At 60.7% G+C, this 21,231-nt stretch carries 16 protein-coding genes; 9 read left to right on the top strand and 7 right to left on the bottom strand.

The window, feature by feature from the left end; all coding sequences use genetic code 11:
- Positions 1–134: 134 nt before the first annotated feature.
- Positions 135–2,315 carry a M3 family metallopeptidase gene (locus tag AB6O04_RS09885; protein ID WP_368563692.1) on the bottom strand — a complete coding sequence of 727 codons (2,181 nt, stop codon included), beginning with the start codon at positions 2,313–2,315 and terminating at the stop codon, positions 135–137.
- Positions 2,316–2,455: 140 nt separating this feature from the next.
- On the opposite strand from AB6O04_RS09885, the gene AB6O04_RS09880 reads away from it, so the two are divergent.
- Both AB6O04_RS09880 and AB6O04_RS09875 read left to right on the top strand, forming a co-directional pair.
- Positions 2,456–2,662: a hypothetical protein gene (locus tag AB6O04_RS09880; RefSeq protein ID WP_368563691.1), complete on the top strand. Its 207-nt coding sequence runs from the start codon at positions 2,456–2,458 to the stop codon at positions 2,660–2,662.
- A complete protein-coding gene (locus tag AB6O04_RS09875; RefSeq protein WP_368563690.1) occupies positions 2,598–4,499 on the top strand; it encodes an amidohydrolase family protein in 1,902 nt (633 codons plus the stop codon). The genes AB6O04_RS09880 and AB6O04_RS09875 overlap by 65 nt, the downstream gene beginning before the upstream one ends.
- A gap of 153 nt (positions 4,500–4,652) precedes the next feature.
- Here the strand turns inward: AB6O04_RS09875 and AB6O04_RS09870 are convergent, their stop codons facing one another.
- A complete protein-coding gene (locus tag AB6O04_RS09870) occupies positions 4,653–5,249 on the bottom strand; it encodes a hypothetical protein (RefSeq protein ID WP_368563689.1) in 597 nt (198 codons plus the stop codon).
- Between the two features lie 120 nt (positions 5,250–5,369).
- Here AB6O04_RS09870 and AB6O04_RS09865 point away from each other — a divergent pair, with 120 nt between their 5' ends.
- A complete protein-coding gene (locus AB6O04_RS09865) occupies positions 5,370–5,852 on the top strand; it encodes a glutathione peroxidase (RefSeq protein ID WP_368563688.1) in 483 nt (160 codons plus the stop codon).
- Positions 5,853–5,923: 71 nt separating this feature from the next.
- Here AB6O04_RS09865 and AB6O04_RS09860 read toward each other — a convergent pair whose 3' ends face one another.
- From AB6O04_RS09860 to AB6O04_RS09840, 5 genes are all read right to left on the bottom strand, one after another.
- Positions 5,924–6,436 (bottom strand): TlpA family protein disulfide reductase, encoded by a 513-nt coding sequence (locus tag AB6O04_RS09860; RefSeq protein ID WP_368563687.1) that lies wholly within the window; start codon positions 6,434–6,436, stop codon positions 5,924–5,926.
- A 140-nt stretch (positions 6,437–6,576) separates the two neighbouring features.
- On the bottom strand, positions 6,577–7,356 hold the full coding sequence (locus AB6O04_RS09855; RefSeq protein WP_368563686.1) for a ferredoxin--NADP reductase: 780 nt from the start codon (positions 7,354–7,356) through the stop codon (positions 6,577–6,579).
- Positions 7,357–7,618: 262 nt separating this feature from the next.
- On the bottom strand, positions 7,619–9,313 hold the full coding sequence (locus tag AB6O04_RS09850) for a pseudouridine synthase (RefSeq protein WP_368563685.1): 1,695 nt from the start codon (positions 9,311–9,313) through the stop codon (positions 7,619–7,621).
- Positions 9,310–10,308 (bottom strand): SMC-Scp complex subunit ScpB, encoded by a 999-nt coding sequence (gene scpB / locus AB6O04_RS09845; RefSeq protein WP_368563684.1) that lies wholly within the window; start codon positions 10,306–10,308, stop codon positions 9,310–9,312. The genes AB6O04_RS09850 and scpB overlap by 4 nt, the downstream gene beginning before the upstream one ends.
- Positions 10,309–10,462: 154 nt before the next feature.
- Positions 10,463–11,371 carry a ScpA family protein gene (locus AB6O04_RS09840; protein ID WP_368563683.1) on the bottom strand — a complete coding sequence of 303 codons (909 nt, stop codon included), beginning with the start codon at positions 11,369–11,371 and terminating at the stop codon, positions 10,463–10,465.
- Positions 11,372–11,743: 372 nt separating this feature from the next.
- On the opposite strand from AB6O04_RS09840, the gene AB6O04_RS09835 reads away from it, so the two are divergent.
- The 6 genes from AB6O04_RS09835 (at position 11,744) to AB6O04_RS09810 (ending at position 21,187) form a co-directional block, all read left to right on the top strand.
- Positions 11,744–12,043, top strand: coding sequence for a YciI family protein (locus AB6O04_RS09835; protein ID WP_368563682.1), 300 nt, complete (start codon positions 11,744–11,746; stop codon positions 12,041–12,043).
- On the top strand, positions 12,040–12,306 hold the full coding sequence (locus AB6O04_RS09830) for a BolA family protein (protein ID WP_368563681.1): 267 nt from the start codon (positions 12,040–12,042) through the stop codon (positions 12,304–12,306). The genes AB6O04_RS09835 and AB6O04_RS09830 overlap by 4 nt, the downstream gene beginning before the upstream one ends.
- Before the next feature lie 186 nt (positions 12,307–12,492).
- Positions 12,493–14,811: a beta-glucosidase BglX gene (bglX, locus tag AB6O04_RS09825; RefSeq protein ID WP_368563680.1), complete on the top strand. Its 2,319-nt coding sequence runs from the start codon at positions 12,493–12,495 to the stop codon at positions 14,809–14,811.
- A 318-nt stretch (positions 14,812–15,129) separates the two neighbouring features.
- Positions 15,130–16,167, top strand: a complete 1,038-nt coding sequence (locus AB6O04_RS09820) for a LacI family DNA-binding transcriptional regulator (RefSeq protein ID WP_368563679.1) — start codon at positions 15,130–15,132, stop codon at positions 16,165–16,167.
- 92 nt (positions 16,168–16,259) lie between these two features.
- Positions 16,260–19,322 carry a TonB-dependent receptor gene (locus AB6O04_RS09815; RefSeq protein ID WP_368563678.1) on the top strand — a complete coding sequence of 1,021 codons (3,063 nt, stop codon included), beginning with the start codon at positions 16,260–16,262 and terminating at the stop codon, positions 19,320–19,322.
- A 257-nt stretch (positions 19,323–19,579) separates the two neighbouring features.
- Entirely contained in the window at positions 19,580–21,187 is a 1,608-nt protein-coding gene (locus tag AB6O04_RS09810; RefSeq protein WP_368563702.1) for a glucoamylase family protein, read from the top strand.
- The last annotated feature ends 44 nt before the right edge of the window (positions 21,188–21,231 follow it).

Below are 21,231 nucleotides of genomic sequence, written 5' to 3'. Positions count from 1 at the left end.
GCCCCCCCGCTCCTACAAAAGCAAAGATCGCTCCCACAAGAGATCCGTTCTTACAAATCTATGCGCTTGTGTAACTCCCAAACAATCACGCCACCCGGAGGTGGCGTGATTGTTCTGCGTGATGCTTGAAGTAGTTACTTCGCGGTGTTGCCCGTAGCCGGGGCGGTCAGGCCGCGCTTCTCCAGCAGGGGCTCGATCTTGGGATCGTGACCAGCGAAGTCGCGGAAGATCTTCATCGCATCCTGACTTCCGCCCTGTGACAACAGCGTTTTGCGGAAATGATCGCCGTTCTCGCGTTTCAGGCCGCCATTATTCTTGAACCACTCCACGCTGTTGGCGTCCAGCACTTCCGACCAGATGTAAGCGTAGTAGCCGGCCGAATAGCCGCCCATGATATGGCTGAAGTAGGGCGTCTTGTAGCGCGGCGGCACCGGTGGGTAGTTGATGCCGTCGGCCGTCAGTGCATTGGTCTCGAACTTCATCACGCCCGCAGCGTCAGGCACCTTGTCGGCGGTGATCTGATGCCAGCGTTGGTCCAGCATCGCGGCGCCCAGGTATTCGGTGGTCTTGAAGCCTTCATTGAACTTGGAGGCGGCGATCACCTTGTCCAGCAGCTCCTGCGGCAGCGGGGCGCCAGTCTGGTAGTGCTTGGCGTAGTTCTGCAGAATCGACGGCCAATCGGCCCACATCTCGTTGACCTGCGACGGATATTCCACGAAATCGCGCGGCACGCTGGTGCCGCTGAAGTACGGATACTTCACGTTGGAGAACATGCCGTGCAGCGCATGACCAAACTCGTGGAACGCGGTCGTGACTTCATCCCAGGTCAGCAGCGTCGGCTCGCCGGCCGGCGGCTTGGGAATGTTGAGGTGGTTGGCGACGACCGGCTTGTACCCGGATAACGCCGACTGCGACACGTAGGAATTCATCCACGCACCGCCACGCTTGGAATCGCGCGCATACATGTCGGCGATGAAGATGGCCAACTGGCTGCCATCGGCGTCGAACACGTCGTACACGGTCACGTCCGGATGATAGACCGGCAGGTCGGTGCGCTTCTTGAAAGTCAGGCCGTACAGCTGGGTGGCGGCGTAGAACACGCCATTTTCCAGCACGTTATTGAGTTCGAAGTACGGCTTGAGTTGCGATTCGTCGAAGTTGTACTTTTCCGCGCGAACTTTCTCGGTGTAGAACGCCCAATCCCATGGTTCCAGCTTGAAAGTCGGCTGGCCCTTGGCGGCTTGTTCCTTGTCGATCATGGCCTGCAGGTCGGCGCCTTCGCGCTTGGCATTCGCCACCGCGGCCGGTGCCAGCTTGCCCAGCATGGCGTTGACGGCTTCCGGCGTCCGCGCGGTCTGGTCTTCCAGGCCATACGCAGCATGGTTGGGGTAGCCCAGCAGCTTGGCGCGGTCAGCGCGCAGCTTCATGATGCGGGAGATGATCTGGGTGTTGTCGAACTCGCCACCGCGGCTGCCGCGCCTCACCGATGCTTCGTGCAAGCGCTGACGCAGGGCGCGATTGGTCAGTTGCGATTCCGGTGGTTGACCGGTGGTGTTCAGCAGGGTCAGCAGGTACTTGCCTTCCAATCCGCGCTTCTTGGCCAGTTCGGCAGCGGTGGCGATCTGCGCTTCGGTCAGGCCGTCCAGTTCCTTCGCGTCATCGACCACCAGGGCCGAAGCGTTGACTTCCTTCAGTACGTTATCGCTGAATTTGGAGCCCAGGGCCGCCAACTCACCATTCATGTCCTTCAGCTTGGTCTTGTCGGTTTCGGACAAGTTGGCGCCGGAACGCACGAAGTTGGTGTGATAGCGCTCGACCAGGCGCACACCTTCAGCATCCAGGCCCAGCGAGTCGCGCTTGTCGTACAGCGCCTTGACGCGCGCGAACAGCTTGGGATTCAGGTTGATGGCATCGCCGTGAGCCGCGAACTTGGTGGAGTAGTCCGCTCGCAATTTATTGCGGGCGTCGTTGGTGTCGGCACCGACCAGCGCGAAGAACACCGTGGTGGCGCGGTCCAGCACCTGGCCGCTCTTTTCCAGCGCGATGATGGTGTTTTCGAAGGTCGGGGCATCAGAGTTGTTGGCGATCGCCTCCACTTCCTTCAGCTGCTCAGCCATGCCGGCATCGAAGGCGGGGGCGTAGTCGCTGTCTTTGATCTTGTCGAACTGCGGGTAATGCAGTGGCAACGGACTTTCGGCGAAGAACGGATTGGCCGCCTTGGCGGTTTCCGTGGTGGCCGCGGGGGCGGCTTGGCTGTAGGCGGGCATGGCGAGTCCAAGGGTCGCGGCAAGCGCGAGGGCAAGGCGGGTGGTCATGAAGCGTAGCTTCCTTCCAAATGTGGACATTCAAGGGTAACCCAAGCGCTGAGCCTGGACCCATGACGAAAGGCATGGGCAACGGGCAGGCCGCCAGCGCCATGCTGCGAGGCGGGGTCCCCGGCCGATCAGGAGTTGCCATGAAGCGTGCGCTCGCCCTTTTTTTCTTCCTGTCGACCGCTGCGGTTCCTGCGCAGGCGGCGGAAACCCTGCGCTACGTCGCCTTGGTGCATGGCGGCACGCAGGCCGGCCAGTTGGTGATGAAGCGCGGCGGCGATGGCGTTGTTCGATCGGATTTCATCTTCAAAGACCAACGGCCGCGGCCCGGAACTGAAAGAGGAATATGAACTGGCAGCGGACGGCACCTTCAAGCGCTACCAGGTCAAGGGCAGCTCTACATTCGGCGCACCGGTGGACGAAAGTTTCGTTCGCGAAGGCGATGTGGGCAAATGGAAATCGACCTCCGATGCTGGCGAAAAAGCCCTGGCAGGCACCGCTTTGTATACGCCGCTGGGCGGCACGCCTGCGGCGTATTCCGTCGCGGTCGCCGCATTGGCCAAGCGCTCCGATGGCAAGCTGCCGCTGATACCCGGCGGCACGCTGACCCAGCAGAAGGTGGCGACGGCTGAGGTGGTCGCGGGGGACGACAAACGCACGGTCGCACTGTTGTCGCTGACCGGCATCGGCTTCACACCTACCTTTGTCTGGGTGACCACGGACCCGGAGCCGCGGCTGTTCGCCTATATCTATCCTGGTTTTCTGCAGGTGATCGAGGACGGCTGGCAAGCCAATGCCGATGCGTTGGAAGAACGCCAGAAGCAGGCAGAGAACGACGTGCTGGTGGCAATGAACCAGCGTTTGGAACATCCGCTGCCGGGGACCACCGTGATTCGCAACGCGCGGGTGTTCGATAGCGAAAAAGCGGTGCTGGGCGCGGCGTCGGACGTGGTGGTGCGTGATGGCCTGATCGTGTCGGTAGGGCCTGCAGGCAGCGCGGCAACGGTCCGCGCCGACCACGCCGTGGAGGCCAACGGCCGCGTGCTGTTGCCCGGCTTGTACGACATGCACACGCATGTGGGCCGCTGGGACGGAGGCCTTCATCTGGCTTCAGGCGTGACCAGCGTCCGCGACATGGGTAACGACAACGAGACACTGCAGCAGCTGATTGCCGACGAAAGGGCGGGCACGCTGCTGGCGCCGCGAGTCATTCCGACTGGCTATATCGAGGGCAAGAGCGAGCACTCTTCGCACGGTGGATTCTTGGTGGCGAATCTTGCCGAGGCGAAGAAGGCGATCGATTGGTATGCGGACCATGGCTATCGGCAGATCAAGATCTACAACTCCTTTCCCAAAACCATCCTGCGCGATACCGCTGCTTACGCGCATGAGCGCGGTTTGCGCGTCAGCGGGCACGTGCCGGCGTTCATGCGTGCGCAGGACGTGATGGACCAAGGCTACGACGAAATCCAGCACATCAATCAGGTGATGCTGAACTTCTTCGTCACACCCGAGACGGACACCCGTACCCTGCAGCGCTTCTATCTGGTGGCCGACAAAACCGACGGATTGGATTTCGATTCCAAGCCGGTGCAGGATTTCATTGCCGAACTGGCTCGCAAGCAGATCGTGATCGACCCAACGTTGGCGACTTTCGAGTTCCTGCATCAGCGCGAAGGCCAGTTGTCGCCCATCGTCGCCGACGTCGCCGAACATCTTCCGCCGGACGTGCAGCGCGAGCGGCGTGCAGCGGAAATGGATATTCCGGACGACGCCACCGGTGCGCGTTATAAGCGTTCATTCGACAAGCTGGTGGAGTTCGTCGGCCGTATGTATCGCGCCGGTGTTCCGATCGTCGCGGGCACCGATGAGCTGCCCGGCTTCACCTTGCAGAGGGAACTGGAACTCTATGTGCAGGCCGGCATGACCACGGTGCAGGTGTTGCAAGTGGCTACCTGGAATGGCGCCAAGTACAGCGGTACCTTGGAAGACAGCGGCTCCATCGCGCCAGGCAAACGCGCCGACCTGGTGCTGGTCGATGGCGATCCCACACGCGACATCGCCGACATCCGCAAAGTCGCACTGGTGATCAAGGATGGGAAAGCCTATTACCCCAGCGAGATCGATGAGGCGCTGGGGATCAAGCCGTTTGCTGAGCCGGTGAAGGTGCAATCGCTGGGGGATTGATAGCCGAAGTATGCTGCTGCGGTGCGAATATCCATACTTTGTGGAAGTGCTGTTTCTTCGTAGAGCGGAGCTTGCTCCGCTGCTTCTTGAAGGATCGAATCACCCTAGCAAAAGCAGCGGAGCAAGCTCCGCTCTACGTGGAATGTGAATGCGTCACAGCACCTCATAACGGCGCACGATCCAGGACAATTCATATAGCAGTGCACCCACGGCGAAAGTGCCGTGGTAAATCGGGCTACGAACGGCGATGGCGCCAATACAGCCTGCAACGTACGCCGCATTCCGGAACAAGTATTCGCCGCCAAGCTGTCGAAGGTAATCGCCGCCTTTGATGGCGGTGTCGCCATAGTCCACCAGGAACATCACCGCCAATAGACCGAAAAACCAATGCCGCCGCGTATAGAAGTAATCGCGATAGTCCTGGTAATCGTCCACGCTTTCGGGAAAGATCAGCGAACACAGCAGGTACAACAACAACGCGTAGATAGTGACGAAGAAATAGATGTTGAAATCCCAGTGGAGCTGGTGAGTCAGGCGGAACTCCCACCACCAGAAGTGCAGCAGATATATGAACATGAAAAGCGCCCACACCAGATGCACCCAGTACACCCGACGTGCCTTGGGGCGTTCGACGATCTTCGCCAGGTTGCGCAGCAGATGGGTCAGCCCCAGGCCGACGATCATCCCCAGCAGAATGCGGATGTGGACGTAAAGGGTAGCCATCGATGAGGGGTCGGGGGCATGCTGCATCGTCGTGGGCTCCGAACGAGACAAGGCGCTTGCAAGGCTAGCCGATCCCCGCGCCGGCGCCCAGCTTGCCGAATGGAGACAGCGGGTGTCTGATACCCCCTACCTTTATCGGAGACCGCCATGACCACCGCTTACGATTTTTCCGCCAAAGACATCGACGGCGCGGAGCGTTCCCTGTCCGACTTCCTAGGCAAGGCGCTGCTGGTGGTCAACGTGGCGTCGCAGTGCGGCTTCACGCCGCAGTACACGGGTCTGGAAAAACTATGGCGCGATTATCGCGATCGAGGATTGGTTGTGCTGGGTTTCCCCTGCAATCAATTCAGTCACCAGGAGCCGGGCGACGAAGCCGAGATCCGCAATTTCTGTTCATTGCACTACGACGTCAGCTTCCCGATGTTCGCCAAGATAGAGGTCAACGGCGACGCCGCGCATCCACTGTGGAAATGGCTGAAGCAGGAAAAAAGCGGATTGCTGGGCATCGGCGCGATCAAGTGGAACTTCAGTAAATTCCTGATCGGCCGTGACGGCAAGGTGATCAAACGGTACGCGCCTACGGATACCCCGGAGGCGTTGACAGGGGATATCGAAAAGGCGCTGGGTTGACGTCTCCTTAACTCACCATTCTCAGTGATAGCGTCGCGTCAGTCGGAAATCGACGACGACATGGCCGCTTATCAACCTGCTGGAGATCCCGCCGTGCCGCCTGCTGGTCGCGCCTGCACCTCAGGTGGCAATAGGGCGATGATCTCGTCGATGATCGTTGGCAGGGCGCTTTCCGAATAGCCAACGTGCACATGGGCGACCTGACCCTGGCGGTCGATGATGAACATATTGGGCACTGCGTTCACTTGGTACTGATCGCTGAGACTGCCTTTGCCGTCGAAGACGTAGGTCAAGTCTATTTTGCCGCGGTTTCGGCGGACAATGGCGTTGAAGTCCGACTTCGACTCCTGGAAGTTGATAGCGATGACTTCCAGCGCGTCGCGGCCGATAACGCGCTGAAAATGCGCCAGCACCGGAAGTTCCTTGCGGCATGGGCCGCACCAGGAGGCCCAGAACGTCACGATCACCACCTTGCCGCGGTACTGCGCCAAGTCGACTGGGTTGCCCTTGCTGTCGTTGACTAACAGTGGCGGTGGCGTATCACCGACCTTGGGCCTTTGAAACTCGCCGGCCCACGTCGTCATTGAAGCGACACCGGCGGCCAGCACGAGCGCCCGCAATATTCCTTTCCCCATAACCGTCCCCACGGCAGTGTGATGCTTCAAAATAGCATGGCGCCCGCACGCCTGCTGCTGCCGCGTTCGCGCCAGGTGGCGCGTACGGATCACTTCTCTACGAACGCACGCTCGAACACGTATTGCCCTGGAGTGCCGATGCGCGGTGCGGCGGTGAAGCCGCGGCCATCCAGCAACGCACGAAAATCGGCGAGCATCTGCGGGCTGCCGCAGATCATGACGCGGTCTTTTTCGGCATCCAGGGGTTCTATGCCGAGAGACTCCATCATCTGGCCGGTGGCCATCAGGTCGGTCAGGCGTCCGCGATTGGGAAATTCGTGGCGAGTCACGGCAGGGTAGTACAGCAATTTTTCGCGGATGGTTTCGCCCAAGAACTCATGCTGCGGCAGTTCTTTTTCGAAATAGTCGCGATACGCCAGGTCTTTTTCGCTGCGCACGCCATGGGTCAGCACCACGCGTTCGAAGCGTTCGTAGGTTTCCGGGTCCTTGATGATCGACAGCCACGGCGCCAGGCCAGTGCCGGTACCCAGCAGATACAGATTGCGCCCGGGATGCAGATCGCTGATCAACAAAGTGCCGGTGGGCTTGCGGCCGATCAGCACGGTGTCGCCCGGCTGGATGTGCTGCAGGCGCGAGGTCAGCGGACCGTTGGGTACTTTAATACTGAAGAATTCCAGCTGTTCTTCCCAATTGGCGCTGGCAATGGAGTAAGCGCGCATCAACGGCTTGCCCTCGGTCTGCAGACCGATCATGACGAACTGCCCGTTGTCGAAACGGAAGCCATCGTCGCGCGTGGTGGTGAAGCTGAAGTAATCGTCGGTCCAGTGACGGACGTCCAGCACCGTCTCGGTGCCAAAAGCGGAGGACATGAGATTCAGAAGTGGGGAGTTTGGTGCGAATTGTAACCGACGATGCAAACGGGACTTTTTGCAGGAGGTACTCGGCTGTTGTAGGAGCGGCGTCCCGCCGCGAGCTCTCGCTTCTAACGCGATCTGACGGGAAGAGCTCGCGGCGGGACGCCGCTCCTACAAAAAAAGCCAAAGCAGACAAAAGAAGCCAAAGCAGACAAAAAAAGCCAAAGCAGAAAAGGGCGCCTAAGCGCCCTTTCCGATGCCAACGGCAGATGCGATATCAGCCGCCCTGGCCACCACCGCGAGGCCCACGATTACCGCCGCCGGGGCGACCACCCGGACCCCCCGGACCGCGCGGGCCGCCGGGGCGTGGACCACCGGGACGTCCGCCGGGCGGACGGGGACCTGCGTTCTGCGGGCGATTGCCGCCGCCCGGCCGGGCGCCTTGCGGGCGTGGCGCGCGCGGCGTCTGACCATAAGGGCTGAAGCCAGGATTGGCGTGGTCGGAGGGGAAGTTGGGCGCATTGCCCGGATGGCCATAGGGACGAGGAGCACGCTGGCCCTGGCCCGCACCTTGACCGCCTCTCGGTCCGCGTTCGGTGTTGAAGCCGCCACGGTCATTGCCGAAGCGATCGCCACCGGCGCCTGGACCACCTGGGCCGCGTTGTTCGCCATACGGACTTCCACCGCGCTTGGGACCGCCGCCCGGGCCACCCGGACGTGGACCTGCACCTGGACGCCCGCCCGGCTTGCCGGCGTACGGCTTTTTGGGACCGCCCGGGCCGGCATTGCGATGGCCGGACGGGCCGGTGTCCACGCCTTCCGGCACGTACCAGCTACGGAATGCAGCCGGGTTGCCATCCGGCAAAGGCTTTGGACCCTTCGGCGCGCGTTGCTTGAACGGCTTCTGCGACTGCTTGGCGGCGGCTTCGCCGCTGACGGTCAGGCCGCCATGCTTACGCGGACCACCACGACCGCGGCCGCGGTCTTCGCGAACGTGATCGAAGCGGCGCAATTCGCGGCCTTCATCGGCGACGTTGTGGCCATTGACGTAACCCTGGCTGCGGCCTTCGCGAGAAACATGCACGGTGGCCTTGGCAGCCTTGCGTTGGCCGATGACCGGCTGTAACGTCAGAGCGGCAGGCGCGCCGTCTTCCAGACCCAATTCCTTGCGCAACGATTCGACCTGAGTGGCCGACAATTCCTGCGACTGGCCGCGCAGCAGCGGCTGCGGCAGCGAGATCTGGCCGTAGCGGGTGCGCTTCAAACGGCTGACCTGGCAGCCCTGGGACTCCCATAGCCGACGCACTTCGCGATTGCGGCCTTCCTTGACCACTACACGGAACCAGTCATGCGAATCGGTGCCGCCGATGCGGTCGATCTCGTCGAACTTGGCCGGGCCGTCTTCCAGCGCCACGCCACGGCGCAGGCGGTCGACGATGTTGTCGGGAACGCTGTCCTGGCCTTCCGGCGCACGCACGCGCACCACGTACTCGCGTTCGACTTCGAACGAGGGATGCATCATGGCGTTGGCGAGTTCGCCGTCGGTGGTCAGCAGCAGCAGTCCCGTGGTGTTGATGTCCAAGCGGCCAACGGCGATCCAGCGTGCGCCCTTCAACGCAGGCAGCGCTTCAAAAATGGTCGGGCGGCCTTCGGGATCTTCGCGGGTGGTCACTTCGCCTTCGGGCTTGTTGTAGATCAGCACGCGCGAGGGTTCGGTGAGCGCACTGGCGACAAAGGTTTTGCCATCCAGTTCGATGCGGTCGCCGCCCTTGACCGACATGCCGGTCTGCGCGACTTCGCCATTGACCTTGACCAGTCCGTCGGCGATGCGCTGTTCCAGTGCACGGCGGGAGCCCAGGCCGGCTTGTGCCAGCACCTTGTGCAGGCGCTCTTCGAGTTTGGTGGTGGTCGTTTCGCCGTTATCGGCGCCTTCGCGTTTCAGCGACAGTTTGTTGCGGGGGGTGTTGCTCATTGTTTTTGCTCCGACGGTGCCCGGCTTTCCTCTTCGGAATCGGCGGCGTCGTCATCTTGTGGGTTGTTATCGGTGGAGACGTCGGCATCGTTGTCGGCGTCGGTGGTGTGGCGGAAGCGGTCGCCGTTGTCATCGGCGGATTCTGAAAGGGATTCGTCTTTTTCTTCGTAATCTTCTGCGCGGTCCGCGTCGTCTGCATCGGCGCGGTCATCGAGCTCGGCGTCGTCTTCGTCTGCGTTCGCGATTTCCGCCGGATGTTCTGTTTCGCCGGCGTGAGCGGCAGCTTCGTCCGCCTCGTCATTGTCGCTGTCATCGTCGTCAGCGATCGCGTCCGCATCGATGCCATCAATATCGTTGGCATCAACATCGCCTTGCTCAGCGTCATCCGCGGCCGAAGCAGTATCGGAGCTTTGCGCGATACCGGCAGGCATCGGCGCGCCATCCAGCTGCAACTGCGGCTCCAGTTCGCCGATGTCCTTCAGTTCGGACAGCGGCGGCAGTTCGTCCAGACGCTTGAGACCGAAGTAGTCCAGAAAGCCCTTGGTGGTGCCGAACAGCGCCGGCCTGCCAGGAACATCGCGATGGCCGACGACACGGATCCATTCGCGTTCTTCCAGTGCCTGGATGATGTTGCTACTAACCGCCACGCCGCGAACCTGTTCGATTTCGCCGCGGGTGATGGGTTGGCGATAGGCGATCAGTGCCAATGTTTCCAGCGTGGCGCGGGTGTACTTGGTCTTGCGCTCGGTCCACAGGCGCGTCACCCAATTGTGCACATCAGCCTTGACTTGGTAGCGGAAGCCGGAGGCCACCTCCACCAGCTCGACGCCACGGTCGGCGCAAGCTTCGCGCAGTTGTTCCAACGCCTGCTCGACGCTGCCAGGTGGCGCCGGTTGCTCTTCCGGAAACAGCCCGTGCAGTTGCGCCAGCGCCAGCGGTTGGTTCGTTGCCAGCAGAGCAGCTTCGACAATGCGGTTGATAAGCGATTGATCCATCAGAATCTTGGCGTCGGAAGTAGTAATAAGTGGGTGTTCCAGCCGTTATCCCAGCGAGAGCTGGGGTTCGTTGTGATATTGCGGTTGTGTCGATTCAGCCAAGCGGGAGCAGCGGCAAAATGGGTTCCGGCGGTTGTCGGAACGAACCAAGACACTACTTTTGCGCATCGTCGTTGGCGGCATCCGTGTCGTCGAACTCGCTGGAGAACTGCAGCGGCTCGTTGGTGTTGTTCAGCGCCAGCGACTTGACGTAGATCGGTGCCAGCGGAGCTTCCTGCACGATGTCCAACAATTGCTCCTTGGCCAACTCCAGCATGGCAAGGAACGTGACCAACACGCCCAATTTGCCTTCCTCGGCGGTGAACATGGACTCGAAGCGGTGGAACTTGCCGTCTTCCAGCAGCGTCAGCACGTCGCCCATACGTTGACGCACACTCAGCGCTTCGCGCTTGATCGCATGGCCGGTGTACAGCTCGGCGCGCTTGAGCACGTCGTGCAGCGCCAGCAGCATCTCGCGCAACTCCACCGGCGGGGGCAGGCGGACGGCGGCGCGATCCGGCACATGCGCCTGTACCGGCGTGGTGTCGCGGTCCTGCCGAGGGAGGGTGTCCAGATCCTCGGCGGCTTGCTTGAAGCGTTCGTACTCCTGCAGGCGGCGGACCAGCTCGGCACGCGGATCGCCTTCTTCAGTCTCTTCCGAGACAGTGCGCGGCAGCAACATGCGCGATTTGATCTCGGCCAGGATGGCCGCCATCACCAGGTACTCGGCCGCCAGTTCGAACCGCAGCTCCTGCATCACGTTGATGTAGGCGACGTACTGGCGGGTGATTTCCGCCACCGGGATATCCAGGATATCCAGGTTCTGGCGGCGGATCAGGTAGAGCAACAGGTCCAGCGGACCTTCGAAAGCATCCAGGATGACTTCCAGCGCGTCCGGCGGGATGTACAGATCCTGTGGAATTTGAAGCACCGGCTGCCCATGCACCATCGCCAGCGGCATTTCCTGCTGCTGCGGATGAGTGTTTTGGGTTGGATTCGCGTCTTGCGCGAGTTCGGAGCTCATCAAGAAACAGCCGTGGTGCTATTCGTAGCCATGTATCGCCATATGCCGCAGACGTCGCGCGGCAGGGCCGGGCGTTGCGCTAAACCTAACCAATGCGTCGCAGGGCGAACGCTTCCCATACTTCAACAAGCAACGTACGCCGCGGAAGATGCGGCGGAGGACAGCGAGGAGGTCGTCGGCGCGGGCGGGTGGGGGCAGCGAATCGATCGTCCTTGGGTCGGCGGAAAACCGGCGTGAATCGGTTTATCCCCAGGACGGGCCGCTGCTTCCGGCCGTGCAATGGACCAAGAGTAAGCGTTGATGCGGGCGGTGTCCAGCCTCGCCACATTATGGGCACCGTACAATTCAGCCAAACCCTTTAGGAGAGACGGCATGTGGTACGCCATAGAAGGCTACGACGCGGAAGACGCGCTGCCCAAACGCCTGGCGGCGCGGCCGGCACATCTGGCGCGCCTGACGGCGCTTCGCGATGAAGGTCGCCTGCTGCTGGCGGGCCCGTGCCCGGCGATCGACGCGGAAGATCCTGGCCCGGCAGGCTTCAGCGGCAGCCTGGTGATTGCCGAGTTCGACTCGCTGGAAGCCGCCCGGACCTGGGCCGATGCCGATCCGTATACCGAAGCCGGTGTCTATGCGCGGGTGGAGGTGCGTCCCTTCCGCAAGGTGCTGCCGTGACGCGGGTGGAGCGCATCCGCAACGCGCTGGAGGCGGCTTTCCGGCCGTCGGAACTGGACGTTGTCGACGACAGCCACAAGCATGCGGGCCACGCCGGCGCGCGCGACGGGCGGGGGCATTTCAGTGTCCGAATCGTGAGCGACGCGTTCGCCGGCCTGCCGCCGCTAGCCCGGCATCGCGCGGTGTACACGGCGCTGGGCGAGATGATGCAGACCGACATCCATGCGTTGTCCATAGACGCCAAGCCGGGTGACCGGCAGTAGACGCAGGGCTCTCATTGCCCCCAGGCAGATAGCAGCGGGTCGGCTTCGTGGAAATTGCGAAGCATGGACATGTAGGGCGATAAGTCGTTGATAGTCATCGAAATCGCGACGTTCTGCATGCTTTGCGGAAGTCAATGAAAACGATTACATTCGCCGTTTCGTATTCGGCAGAGCGAGGAAGGGGGAATGAGAAACACGCTTCAGGGCTTCATCCGCCATGCACCCATGGCGGCCTCGCCGCAAACCGGGCGATGGGCTGGGCGCAAACGTTTGTTGGCCTATTGTCTTGCGGCTGCGTTGGCCACTCCGCTGGCTGCCGCGGAAGTCTCTGTGCCGGCACCGGCCTCTTCGGCTGCGGACGAGCAGGCGTTCGTGGAAGCGCTGCTGGCCAAGATGACCTTGGAAGAAAAATTGGGCCAGCTGAATCAGCCTCCCGGATTGGGCAATGACACCGGTCCAAAGGCGATGGCCGGCGGCGAGGATCAGATACGGAAGGGGCAGATCGGTTCTCTCCTGGGCACTCACGGCGCTGCTCTCACCTGCCGGTTGCAGCGCGTCGCGGTGGAAAAGTCGCGCCTGGGCATTCCCCTGATGTACGGCTACGACGTGATCCATGGCTATCGCACCATCTTCCCGGTCCCGCTGGCAGAGGCAGCCAGCTTCGATCCGGCTGAAGTGGAAAACGCCGCGCGTGTAGCTGCCGTAGAAGCGACCGCGCATGGCATCCACTGGACCTATGCGCCCATGGTGGACATCGCGCGCGACCCGCGGTGGGGGCGCATTGTCGAAGGCGCAGGCGAGGACCCGTATCTGGGTTCTGCGATGGCTGCGGCACGCGTGCGTGGTTTCCAGGGCAAGGATCTGGCGGCCGACGACACCATGCTGGCGACCGCCAAGCACTTCGTTGCCTACGGCGCGGCGGAAGGCGGCCGCGATTACAACATCGCCGACATTTCAGAGCGCACCTTGCGCGCAGTCTATTTGCCGCCTTTCAAGGCAGCGATCGACGCGGGCGCGCAATCGGTCATGGCGGCCTTCAATGAAGTGGGTGGCGTGCCGATGCATGCCAATGGCGGCTTGATTGAGGACGTGCTGCGCAAGGAGTGGGGGTTCGACGGCGTGCTGGTCAGCGACTACACGGGCGTCGCAGAACTCATGGCGCACGGCATCGCGGCCGATCGCACCGAGGCAGGCGTACAGAGCCTGCGTGCCGGCGTGGATGTCGACATGGTCAGCCGGATCTACGAGAAGGAAATGCCTGCCGCCGTGCGCGCAAAAAAATTGCCGCTGGCCTATGTGGATGAATCGGTCCGCCGCGTTCTGCGCGCCAAATACCGGCTGGGGCTATTTCAGGATCCCTATCGGTATTGCGATACCGCACGCGAAAAAGAGCGCACGCTGACGCCGGAACATCGCGCGGCCGCGCGCGAAATGGCGCGCAAGTCACTGGTGCTGCTGGACAACAGGAACGACACGCTGCCGTTTTCCAAGGATATCCGTACGCTGGCGGTGATTGGCCCGCTAGCGGATCTGCCGGCCGCCATGCTGGGCAACTGGGCAGGCGATGGACGTGCAGAGGACGCGATCACGCCGCTGGCCGGCATCCGCGCCGCAGTCGGCCCGCAAACGAAAGTGTTGTTCGCGGAAGGCGCATCGATCGATGACGATGACGTCTCAGGCTTCGAAAAAGCAGTGAGCATCGCGCGCGAAGCCGATGCCGTGGTCATGTTCCTGGGTGAGCACCCGGATATGAGCGCCGAAGCCAGAAATCGTACGTCGCTGGATCTGCCCGGCGTGCAGGAGAAGCTCGCGTTGGCAGTCGGCGAAGTCGGCAAACCTACGGCGGTCGTGTTGTTGAATGGCCGGCCGCTTTCGATCGGCGGTGTACGCGAAAGTATTCCCGCCATCGTGGAAGCGTGGTTTCCTGGCGTGGAAGGCGGTCCCGCTATCGCTGATGTGTTGTTCGGCGACTTTAATCCGGCTGGAAAATTGCCGGTCACATTCCCGCGCAACGTAGGTCAGGTGCCGATTTATTACGCACACAAGAATACCGGGCGCCCACCCAAGGAAGATGAGCGCTATACGTCCAAGTACATCGATGTGCCGTGGACGCCGCTATATTCGTTCGGCCACGGGCTCAGCTACACCACCTTCCGCTACGACAAAATCTCAGTGAAGCAGCCGAAGATCAGCCTGGACGGCCGACAGGAAGTCACTGTGACCGTCACCAACACCGGTAAGCGGGCAGGTCATGAAGTGGTGCAGCTCTATGTGCGCGACGACGTGGCCAGCGTCACTCGCCCGGTCAAGCAACTGCGCGGGTTCCGCCGTATCCATCTGGAGCCCGGCCAGACTCAGGCGGTGAGTTTTACGCTGACGCCGGATGATCTGGCGTTCTACGGAGCCGATATGAAGCGGGTGGTGGAGCCGGGAACATTCACCGTTTTCGCAGGTGGTAATTCCGTCGACAATCTGGAAGCAAAATTTTCGGTAACGGTGCCATAAGGGCAACTTGTTACTCCAACCAACTGTGCTAAGACGGGCTCGCCACGTCTTGTTCCGTTTTACTGCGCGTCATTCGCGACGATGCGTGCTCATGCTGCGCGGGAAACAGAACGCGTGGGATAAAAGCAGATATGTCTTGATGCCACACATAATGGAATTTGTTGGTGCGCTGCAGCAGTTTCAACTTGAAATTATTGACGCTAAGTTGCTGATTTACAGCCCATAATCCACGGCCGCGATATGGGCTTTACATCGTGTTATGAAAACGTTTACAGTCCCGGCCACTTAAATTCAGTCATCACCGCGGAGGGGCGGTAAATGGCGCGAACTGCAGTCACCATCAAGGATGTTGCACGCGAAGCCAATGTGTCGGTGGCAACGGTGTCGCGCGCGCTGAACGGCCATGAGAACGTCGCTGAGGCGGTTCGTAAGCATGTGGTGGAAATCGCCGACCGGCTGCGTTATCAGCCGCACGCGGCAGCGCGTAGCCTCAGCAGTAGAAACACCCAAACCATTGGTGTGGTGCTGCCTGATCTTTACGGCGAATTCTTTTCCGAACTGATTCGCGGCATCGATGTCGTCGCGCGTGCGCGCCGGCAACATCTGTTGGTATCCAGTTATCACGGCCATCCGGAAGAGCAGGGCGCGGCGTTGCGCGCGATGCGCGGCCGTGTCGATGGTTTGCTGGTGCTATCACCTTATTCGGATGACCCCGGTTTTCTGATCGACAATCTGCCGTCATCACTACCGGCAGTGCTGATCAATACGTACTTGCCCGATTCGCCTTATCCGATTCTTTCCATCGACAACTACGGTGGTGCCGCCGCCATGGTCGAGCACCTGGCGCAAGCCGGACATCGACGGATCGCTTTCATCTGCGGACCCGAAGACAACTTCGACGCACGCGAGCGACTGCGCGGCTACCGCGATGCATTGCGCCGCTATGTGCCCGGCTCTGAGCCGTGGGAACTGTCGGGCGATTTCGATGAGGCTTCCGGCTACGAAGCCGGTAAACGCGTTCTGCAGGCCGAGCAGCGCCCAGACGCGGTATTCGCGGCCAACGACATGATGGCGTTGGGTTGCCTGTATGCATTCAACGAAAGCGAAGTGCGAGTACCCGCCAGCATCGCACTGGCGGGCTTCGACGATATTCCATTGGCGCGGTTTGTTCACCCTACCTTGACCACCATGCGCGTCAACATCGCTGAACTGGGCGGGCAGGCGATGAGCAGCCTGCTGGAAGCCATCGATGCGGAAGGCGCCTATTCCCCAGCTCCACGGACATTGGTACCCGAATTGATCGTCCGTGCGTCGAGTGTTTCGACTCAAAAAACTCCAGGTTCAAGCAACTCCTGATCCGGCCCGGGCTTTTTTTTGCCTGCGAATGTAACCGATTACAGAAATCTATTTACCAGCAATTCTGCAGTTCCTTTGGGAGGGTGAGCACGATGAGAAAGCAAAAAATAATCAATAGACCCACACGCAAGCTTTTGACCTGCGCACTGGCCAGTTGTTTGATGCTGAGCATGCCGACGTTCGCGCAGTCTACTGGCGCTACGCTCCGCGGACAGGTAGCGGGTGCGCCGGTAAGTACTGAAGTCATTGCCACCAACGTGGCGACCGGCGCAGTGCGAAGAACACAGACTACCGCCAACGGCACTTACACCCTTGTCGGTCTGCCACCTGGCACGTATACCGTTCAAGCGGGCGGTGTTTCCAAGACGGTGACGCTGGCGGTGGCGGCGAACTCGACCCTGAATCTAGCACCGGATACCGCCGCCACAGCACCTGCCGGAACGACTGACCTGGAAGCGGTAAGAGTATCGGCGCCGTTGTTGCGCGACGTCCGCACCTCGGAAGTGGGCAATACCATCTCGCAGCGCCAGATCGAGCAATTGCCGCAGGCAACGCGCAACTTCCTTGAGTTTGCGGACACCGTCCCCGGCATGCAGTTCAAGATCAATGCGCAGGGTGTAGCTGAGCTGCGTAGTGGTGCGACCAACACCAGTTCGACCAACCTATTCATCGATGGCGTAAGCCAGAAAAGCTATGTCGAGCGCGGCGGTATCGCCGGTCAGCAATCGAGCGGCGGCAATCCATTTCCGCAGTTAGCCATCGGTGAATACAAAGTCATTACCTCCAACTACAAGGCCGAATACGGGCAGATCAGCGGCGCCGCCATCACCGCCGCTACCCGCTCGGGCACCAACGAGTTCCAGGGCGAAGCTTTTTATCACTATACCGATGAGAGCATGCGTGAAAAGCTGCCTAGCGAAGAGGAAGAGGGCAAAGGCAAATCGCAGATCAAGGAATGGGGCGTGGCATTGGGCGGACCGATTCTCAAGGACCGAATGCACTTCTTCATCGCCTACGAGAATAAAGAAAACATCTATGCGCGCAGCATCCAGCCGTCCGCCGAATCCGGCAATGCTTGGGAATTCCTGCCAGAGGACCTGCGTTCCCATTACGGTGCGGCTTATCTTCCTCTTGAGGAAGACCTGTACTTCGGCAAGTTGAGCTGGGACATTGGCGAACGGGACCGCTTGGAACTGAGCGGCCAGCACCGCGACGAAACCCAGGCAGGCAACATCGGCGGCCTGGACACGCCCGAACACGGCCAGCAGCGCATCAACAAGGACAAGCGCGCGAACCTGCGCTGGCAGCATAGTGGGGATCGCTTCTTCAATGAACTGATCGTCGCCACTGAAGAGTCCGAGAACAATCCCAATCCATTTTTCTTCGGCAATGGCCGCAAGATAGCGGTGTTTGACTTTGCAGTCCCGGGTGAGCCGCCACGTGAGTACGCGCTGCTGAACCTGGGAGCGGCCGATGGCTTCAGCGTGAAAAGCGCGGTGCAGAAGGGCTGGTCCATCCAGAACGATCTGACGCTCAATAGTTTTCAGTGGCACGGCGATCACACCATCAAGATGGGCGTCAGCTACAAGGACATCGATCTGACCTCGAGCGATGGCCAACCTTATAACCCGCAGTTCTCCTATCAGTTCGATCCCACCACGGGTGTGGTGTCAGGCATCCCGTATCGCGTGGAATTCCTGGCGCCCTTCGACGAGCCTGGCCAGTCCGCGCTAGTCAAGACCAGCGCTAAACAATATGGCTTCTATATCCAGGATGATTGGGAGGTCAATGATCACCTGATCTTGAATCTGGGCATCCGTTGGGACTATGAGGACGTGCCGGCTTATACCGATCACGTTACGTCACCGGACTATCTGGCGGCGTTGTATGGCCCCGATCCAGCCAACCCGGGCGAGCCTTGGGTCAATCGTTGGACGAAGGGCGGCATTGATGCGATCAATCCGAACGATTACATCAGCAATGGCAGCAATCGCGAAAACTTCAAGGATGCGTGGGCCCCGCGCCTGGGTTTCTCCTATGACATCAACGCCGACGAGCAACACGTGGTTCATGGCGGCGTGGGCCGCTCTTACGACCGCAACCTGTTCAAGGACTTGGCGCTGGAGAAAACCAAATCGGCGGTATCGCTGGTCCGCCTGGAGTTCCAGGATCCGGCTACCGGCGAATGCGTACGTGAAGGGGCCGCATCCCCGCTCTGCATACCTTGGGATCCGAATTATCTCAATGGCGTCGACCAGCTGGGGGCCGCCTTGGCCGGACGCGGCGGTGCCGAGGTGTTCCTACTAAACAACAAGCTGAAGACACCGTATGCGGATCAGATCAGTCTGGGCATGACCAACCAGATTGGCGAGTGGCTGACCGATGTCACCGTGCAGCGCATCATGTCGCGCGATGGGTTCGGTTTCACGCTCGCCAACCGTCACCCGGATGGCTCTTTCTTCGTGAACGGCAGTCAGCCCTGGGGCGAAACGGTACCAGGCTATGGCGGCACTATCGTTGGCGATAACGGTGTGGAGAGCAACAACACGCAGTTGCTGTTGTCGCTCGAGAAGCCCTATACCAAGGAATCCGGTTGGGGCGTCAACTTCGGTTATACGCATACGCACGCCCGCCACAACAGTACGAACTCCGAGGATCCATTCGCCTATTTCGACAAGTCCCGGCTGCAGTATGTGCCGTTCGTGAAATCGAGTACTCAGCCCAAGCATCGTTTTACCGCAGCAGGATCTATCGATGGACCGTGGGGTATCACGTTCGGTGCGAAGATCGTGCTCGAAACGCCGACGCCACGTAATACCATCGCCTGCTACGGCGTGGAAGATTGGGATGGCTCGCGCTGTCAGCTGGTCGGCTTCATGCCCCCAGCCAATGGCAAGTTCCTGATTGGCGGAAAGATATTCAGCTATCGCACGGTGGATTTCCAAGCCACCAAGGAATTCGCGATGGGCGGAGACACCAAGCTCACGATCCGTGCGAACTTATTGAACGCCTTCAACTTCAAGAACTATTCGGACTATCGCTACAACGGCTTTGGCAGCAATGGGCAGTTCGACCCGGATGTCGAGATCAACGAGGACGGCGATATCTTCTACTTCCCGCGCACGGTGAATGTCGAGGTGGGTTTCAAGTTCTAGATTATGGAGCTGCCGTGGGGTCCACTGATCGGCGGCCGGCCTTGGGGCTGGCATATATGTCGAAGGAGGCAAGCGGATCTTCTTAAAAACCTTAGTGGGAAGGCGTTCGGCCTGGACTGGTAACAGCGGCCCGCCCATGGGACGGCGCCTTCAGGTGCCGTTCGGTGGGCGGGTTTATTTACGTTTAAAATTGTAAACGGTTACAGCAGGAAACAGTCTTGAATAGGAATGCTCAAACCCGGCGTTGGCCCTGGCTTATTGGCTTTGCGCTATCGCTGTCGTTGACCCTGCTGGTGGCGGGATGCCAAAAGCAACCGGAACCCGTGGTGGTGCCTGTACCTGCTGAACCACCACCACCGCCCGTCGCTGAGCCGCCGCCGCCGCCGCCAACCAAGCCGGAGCTCCCTCCGCTGTTCCGCGATATTGAGCGGCGTACGTTCCAATTTTTCTGGGATACCACCAACGAGCTCAACGGGCTTACGCCGGACCGTTATCCGTCGCGGCCATTCGCCAGCATTGCGTCGGTCGGTTTCGCGTTGACTGCGCTTCCCATCGGTATTGAGAACGGTTGGATCGCGCGTACCCAGGCGGTCGACCGCACATTGACGACGCTGAGATTCTTTCGCGATGTGAAGCAGGGGCCGGGGAATACCGGCAGGGGCGGGTACAAGGGCTTCTACTATCACTTCCTGGACATGCAGAGTGGCCACCGCTACGCCAGTTGGGTGGAGCTCTCCAGCATCGATACCTCGATACTGATGATGGGCGTGCTGTTCGCGCAGTCCTATTACGATGGCGGCGACTCTCGCGAGAAGGAGATCCGCGATATTGCCGAAGAGCTCTACAGGCGTGTCGATTGGAACTGGATGCAGCAGCGTAAGCCGCTGGTGGCGATGGGCTGGTACCCGGAAAGCGGCTTCATCAATCACGACTGGAAGGGCTACGACGAGGCGATGATGCTCTACGTCCTGGCGCTGGCGTCGCCGACGCATCCCGTCGATCCTGACACGTGGCAGGTATGGTCCCGCAGCAATACCGACATATGGGGCGTGTACCAGGGACAGGAATACCTGTCGTTCGGTCCGCTCTTTGGGCACCAGTACAGTCACGTCTGGATTGATTTCCGCGGCATCCAGGACGACTACATGCGCGAGCGGGGCATCGACTATTTCGAGAACAGCCGCCGCGCCGCCTACGCCCATCGTTCCTATGCCATCGAAAATCCGATGAAATGGAAAGGCTATGGGAAGAACGTGTGGGGTTTGACCGCCAGCGACGGCCCGCAGAATACGTTGCAGGAATACCGTGGCGAACAACGCCAGTTCCGCCATTACTTCGCGCGCGGCGCAGGTCTGCGTTCCAGTTTCGACGATGGCACCATCGCGCCGACGGCGGCGGTGGCCTCGTTGCCGTTCGCGCCGGAAATCGTCATCCCGGCCACCGAGGAGCTGCACAGACGCTACGGCGAATATCTGTATTCCAGCTACGGCTTCCTGGACGCGTTCAACCCCAGTTTCGAATACGACATTCCGCTAAAGACCGGCCGTATCGTGCCGGGCGAGGGCTGGGTATCGGGCGACTACATCGGCATCGATCAGGGACCGATCCTCACCATGATCGCGAACTACCGTAGCGAGTTCGTTTGGAACGTGATGAAGAAGAACCCGCATATCCGCCGTGGATTGGAGCGTGCGGGGTTCCAGGGCGGCTGGCTGACGCCGCCTGGCGCTCCGGTGGAGCCCCAGCCTCAGGCCGACCCGGAAGCCGCGGCTGCGCGAGCGTTGGGTACCGCGGAGTCGCGTGCCGCCCAGGCCGAACAAGCCGAACGTGTTCCTCCGGTGCCCGTCCAGCAGCCGCCGCAGTAAGCTTTACCGATGTCGCCGTTCTCTTCAGCACGCATCGGGCGTCT

The sequence above is a fragment of the Pseudoxanthomonas sp. UTMC 1351 genome (assembly GCF_040948865.1).
Lineage (GTDB): Bacteria > Pseudomonadota > Gammaproteobacteria > Xanthomonadales > Xanthomonadaceae > Pseudoxanthomonas_A.
The sequence above is the reverse complement of the archived record's forward strand: the minus strand, read 5'-3'. Positions and strand labels throughout refer to the sequence as shown.

Excerpts from the sequence above, each read along its gene's own strand:
- AB6O04_RS09885 (WP_368563692.1), bottom strand. The coding sequence starts at position 2,315 with ATGACCACCCGCCTTGCCCTCGCGCTTGCCGCGACCCTTGGACTCGCC.
- AB6O04_RS09880 (WP_368563691.1), top strand. The coding sequence starts at position 2,456 with ATGAAGCGTGCGCTCGCCCTTTTTTTCTTCCTGTCGACCGCTGCGGTT.
- AB6O04_RS09870 (WP_368563689.1), bottom strand. The coding sequence starts at position 5,249 with ATGCAGCATGCCCCCGACCCCTCATCGATGGCTACCCTTTACGTCCAC.
- AB6O04_RS09865 (WP_368563688.1), top strand. The coding sequence starts at position 5,370 with ATGACCACCGCTTACGATTTTTCCGCCAAAGACATCGACGGCGCGGAG.
- AB6O04_RS09860 (WP_368563687.1), bottom strand. The coding sequence starts at position 6,436 with ATGACGACGTGGGCCGGCGAGTTTCAAAGGCCCAAGGTCGGTGATACG.
- AB6O04_RS09855 (WP_368563686.1), bottom strand. The coding sequence starts at position 7,356 with ATGTCCTCCGCTTTTGGCACCGAGACGGTGCTGGACGTCCGTCACTGG.
- AB6O04_RS09850 (WP_368563685.1), bottom strand. The coding sequence starts at position 9,313 with ATGAGCAACACCCCCCGCAACAAACTGTCGCTGAAACGCGAAGGCGCC.
- scpB (WP_368563684.1), bottom strand. The coding sequence starts at position 10,308 with ATGGATCAATCGCTTATCAACCGCATTGTCGAAGCTGCTCTGCTGGCA.
- AB6O04_RS09840 (WP_368563683.1), bottom strand. The coding sequence starts at position 11,371 with ATGAGCTCCGAACTCGCGCAAGACGCGAATCCAACCCAAAACACTCAT.
- AB6O04_RS09835 (WP_368563682.1), top strand. The coding sequence starts at position 11,744 with ATGTGGTACGCCATAGAAGGCTACGACGCGGAAGACGCGCTGCCCAAA.
- bglX (WP_368563680.1), top strand. The coding sequence starts at position 12,493 with ATGAGAAACACGCTTCAGGGCTTCATCCGCCATGCACCCATGGCGGCC.
- AB6O04_RS09820 (WP_368563679.1), top strand. The coding sequence starts at position 15,130 with ATGGCGCGAACTGCAGTCACCATCAAGGATGTTGCACGCGAAGCCAAT.
- AB6O04_RS09815 (WP_368563678.1), top strand. The coding sequence starts at position 16,260 with ATGAGAAAGCAAAAAATAATCAATAGACCCACACGCAAGCTTTTGACC.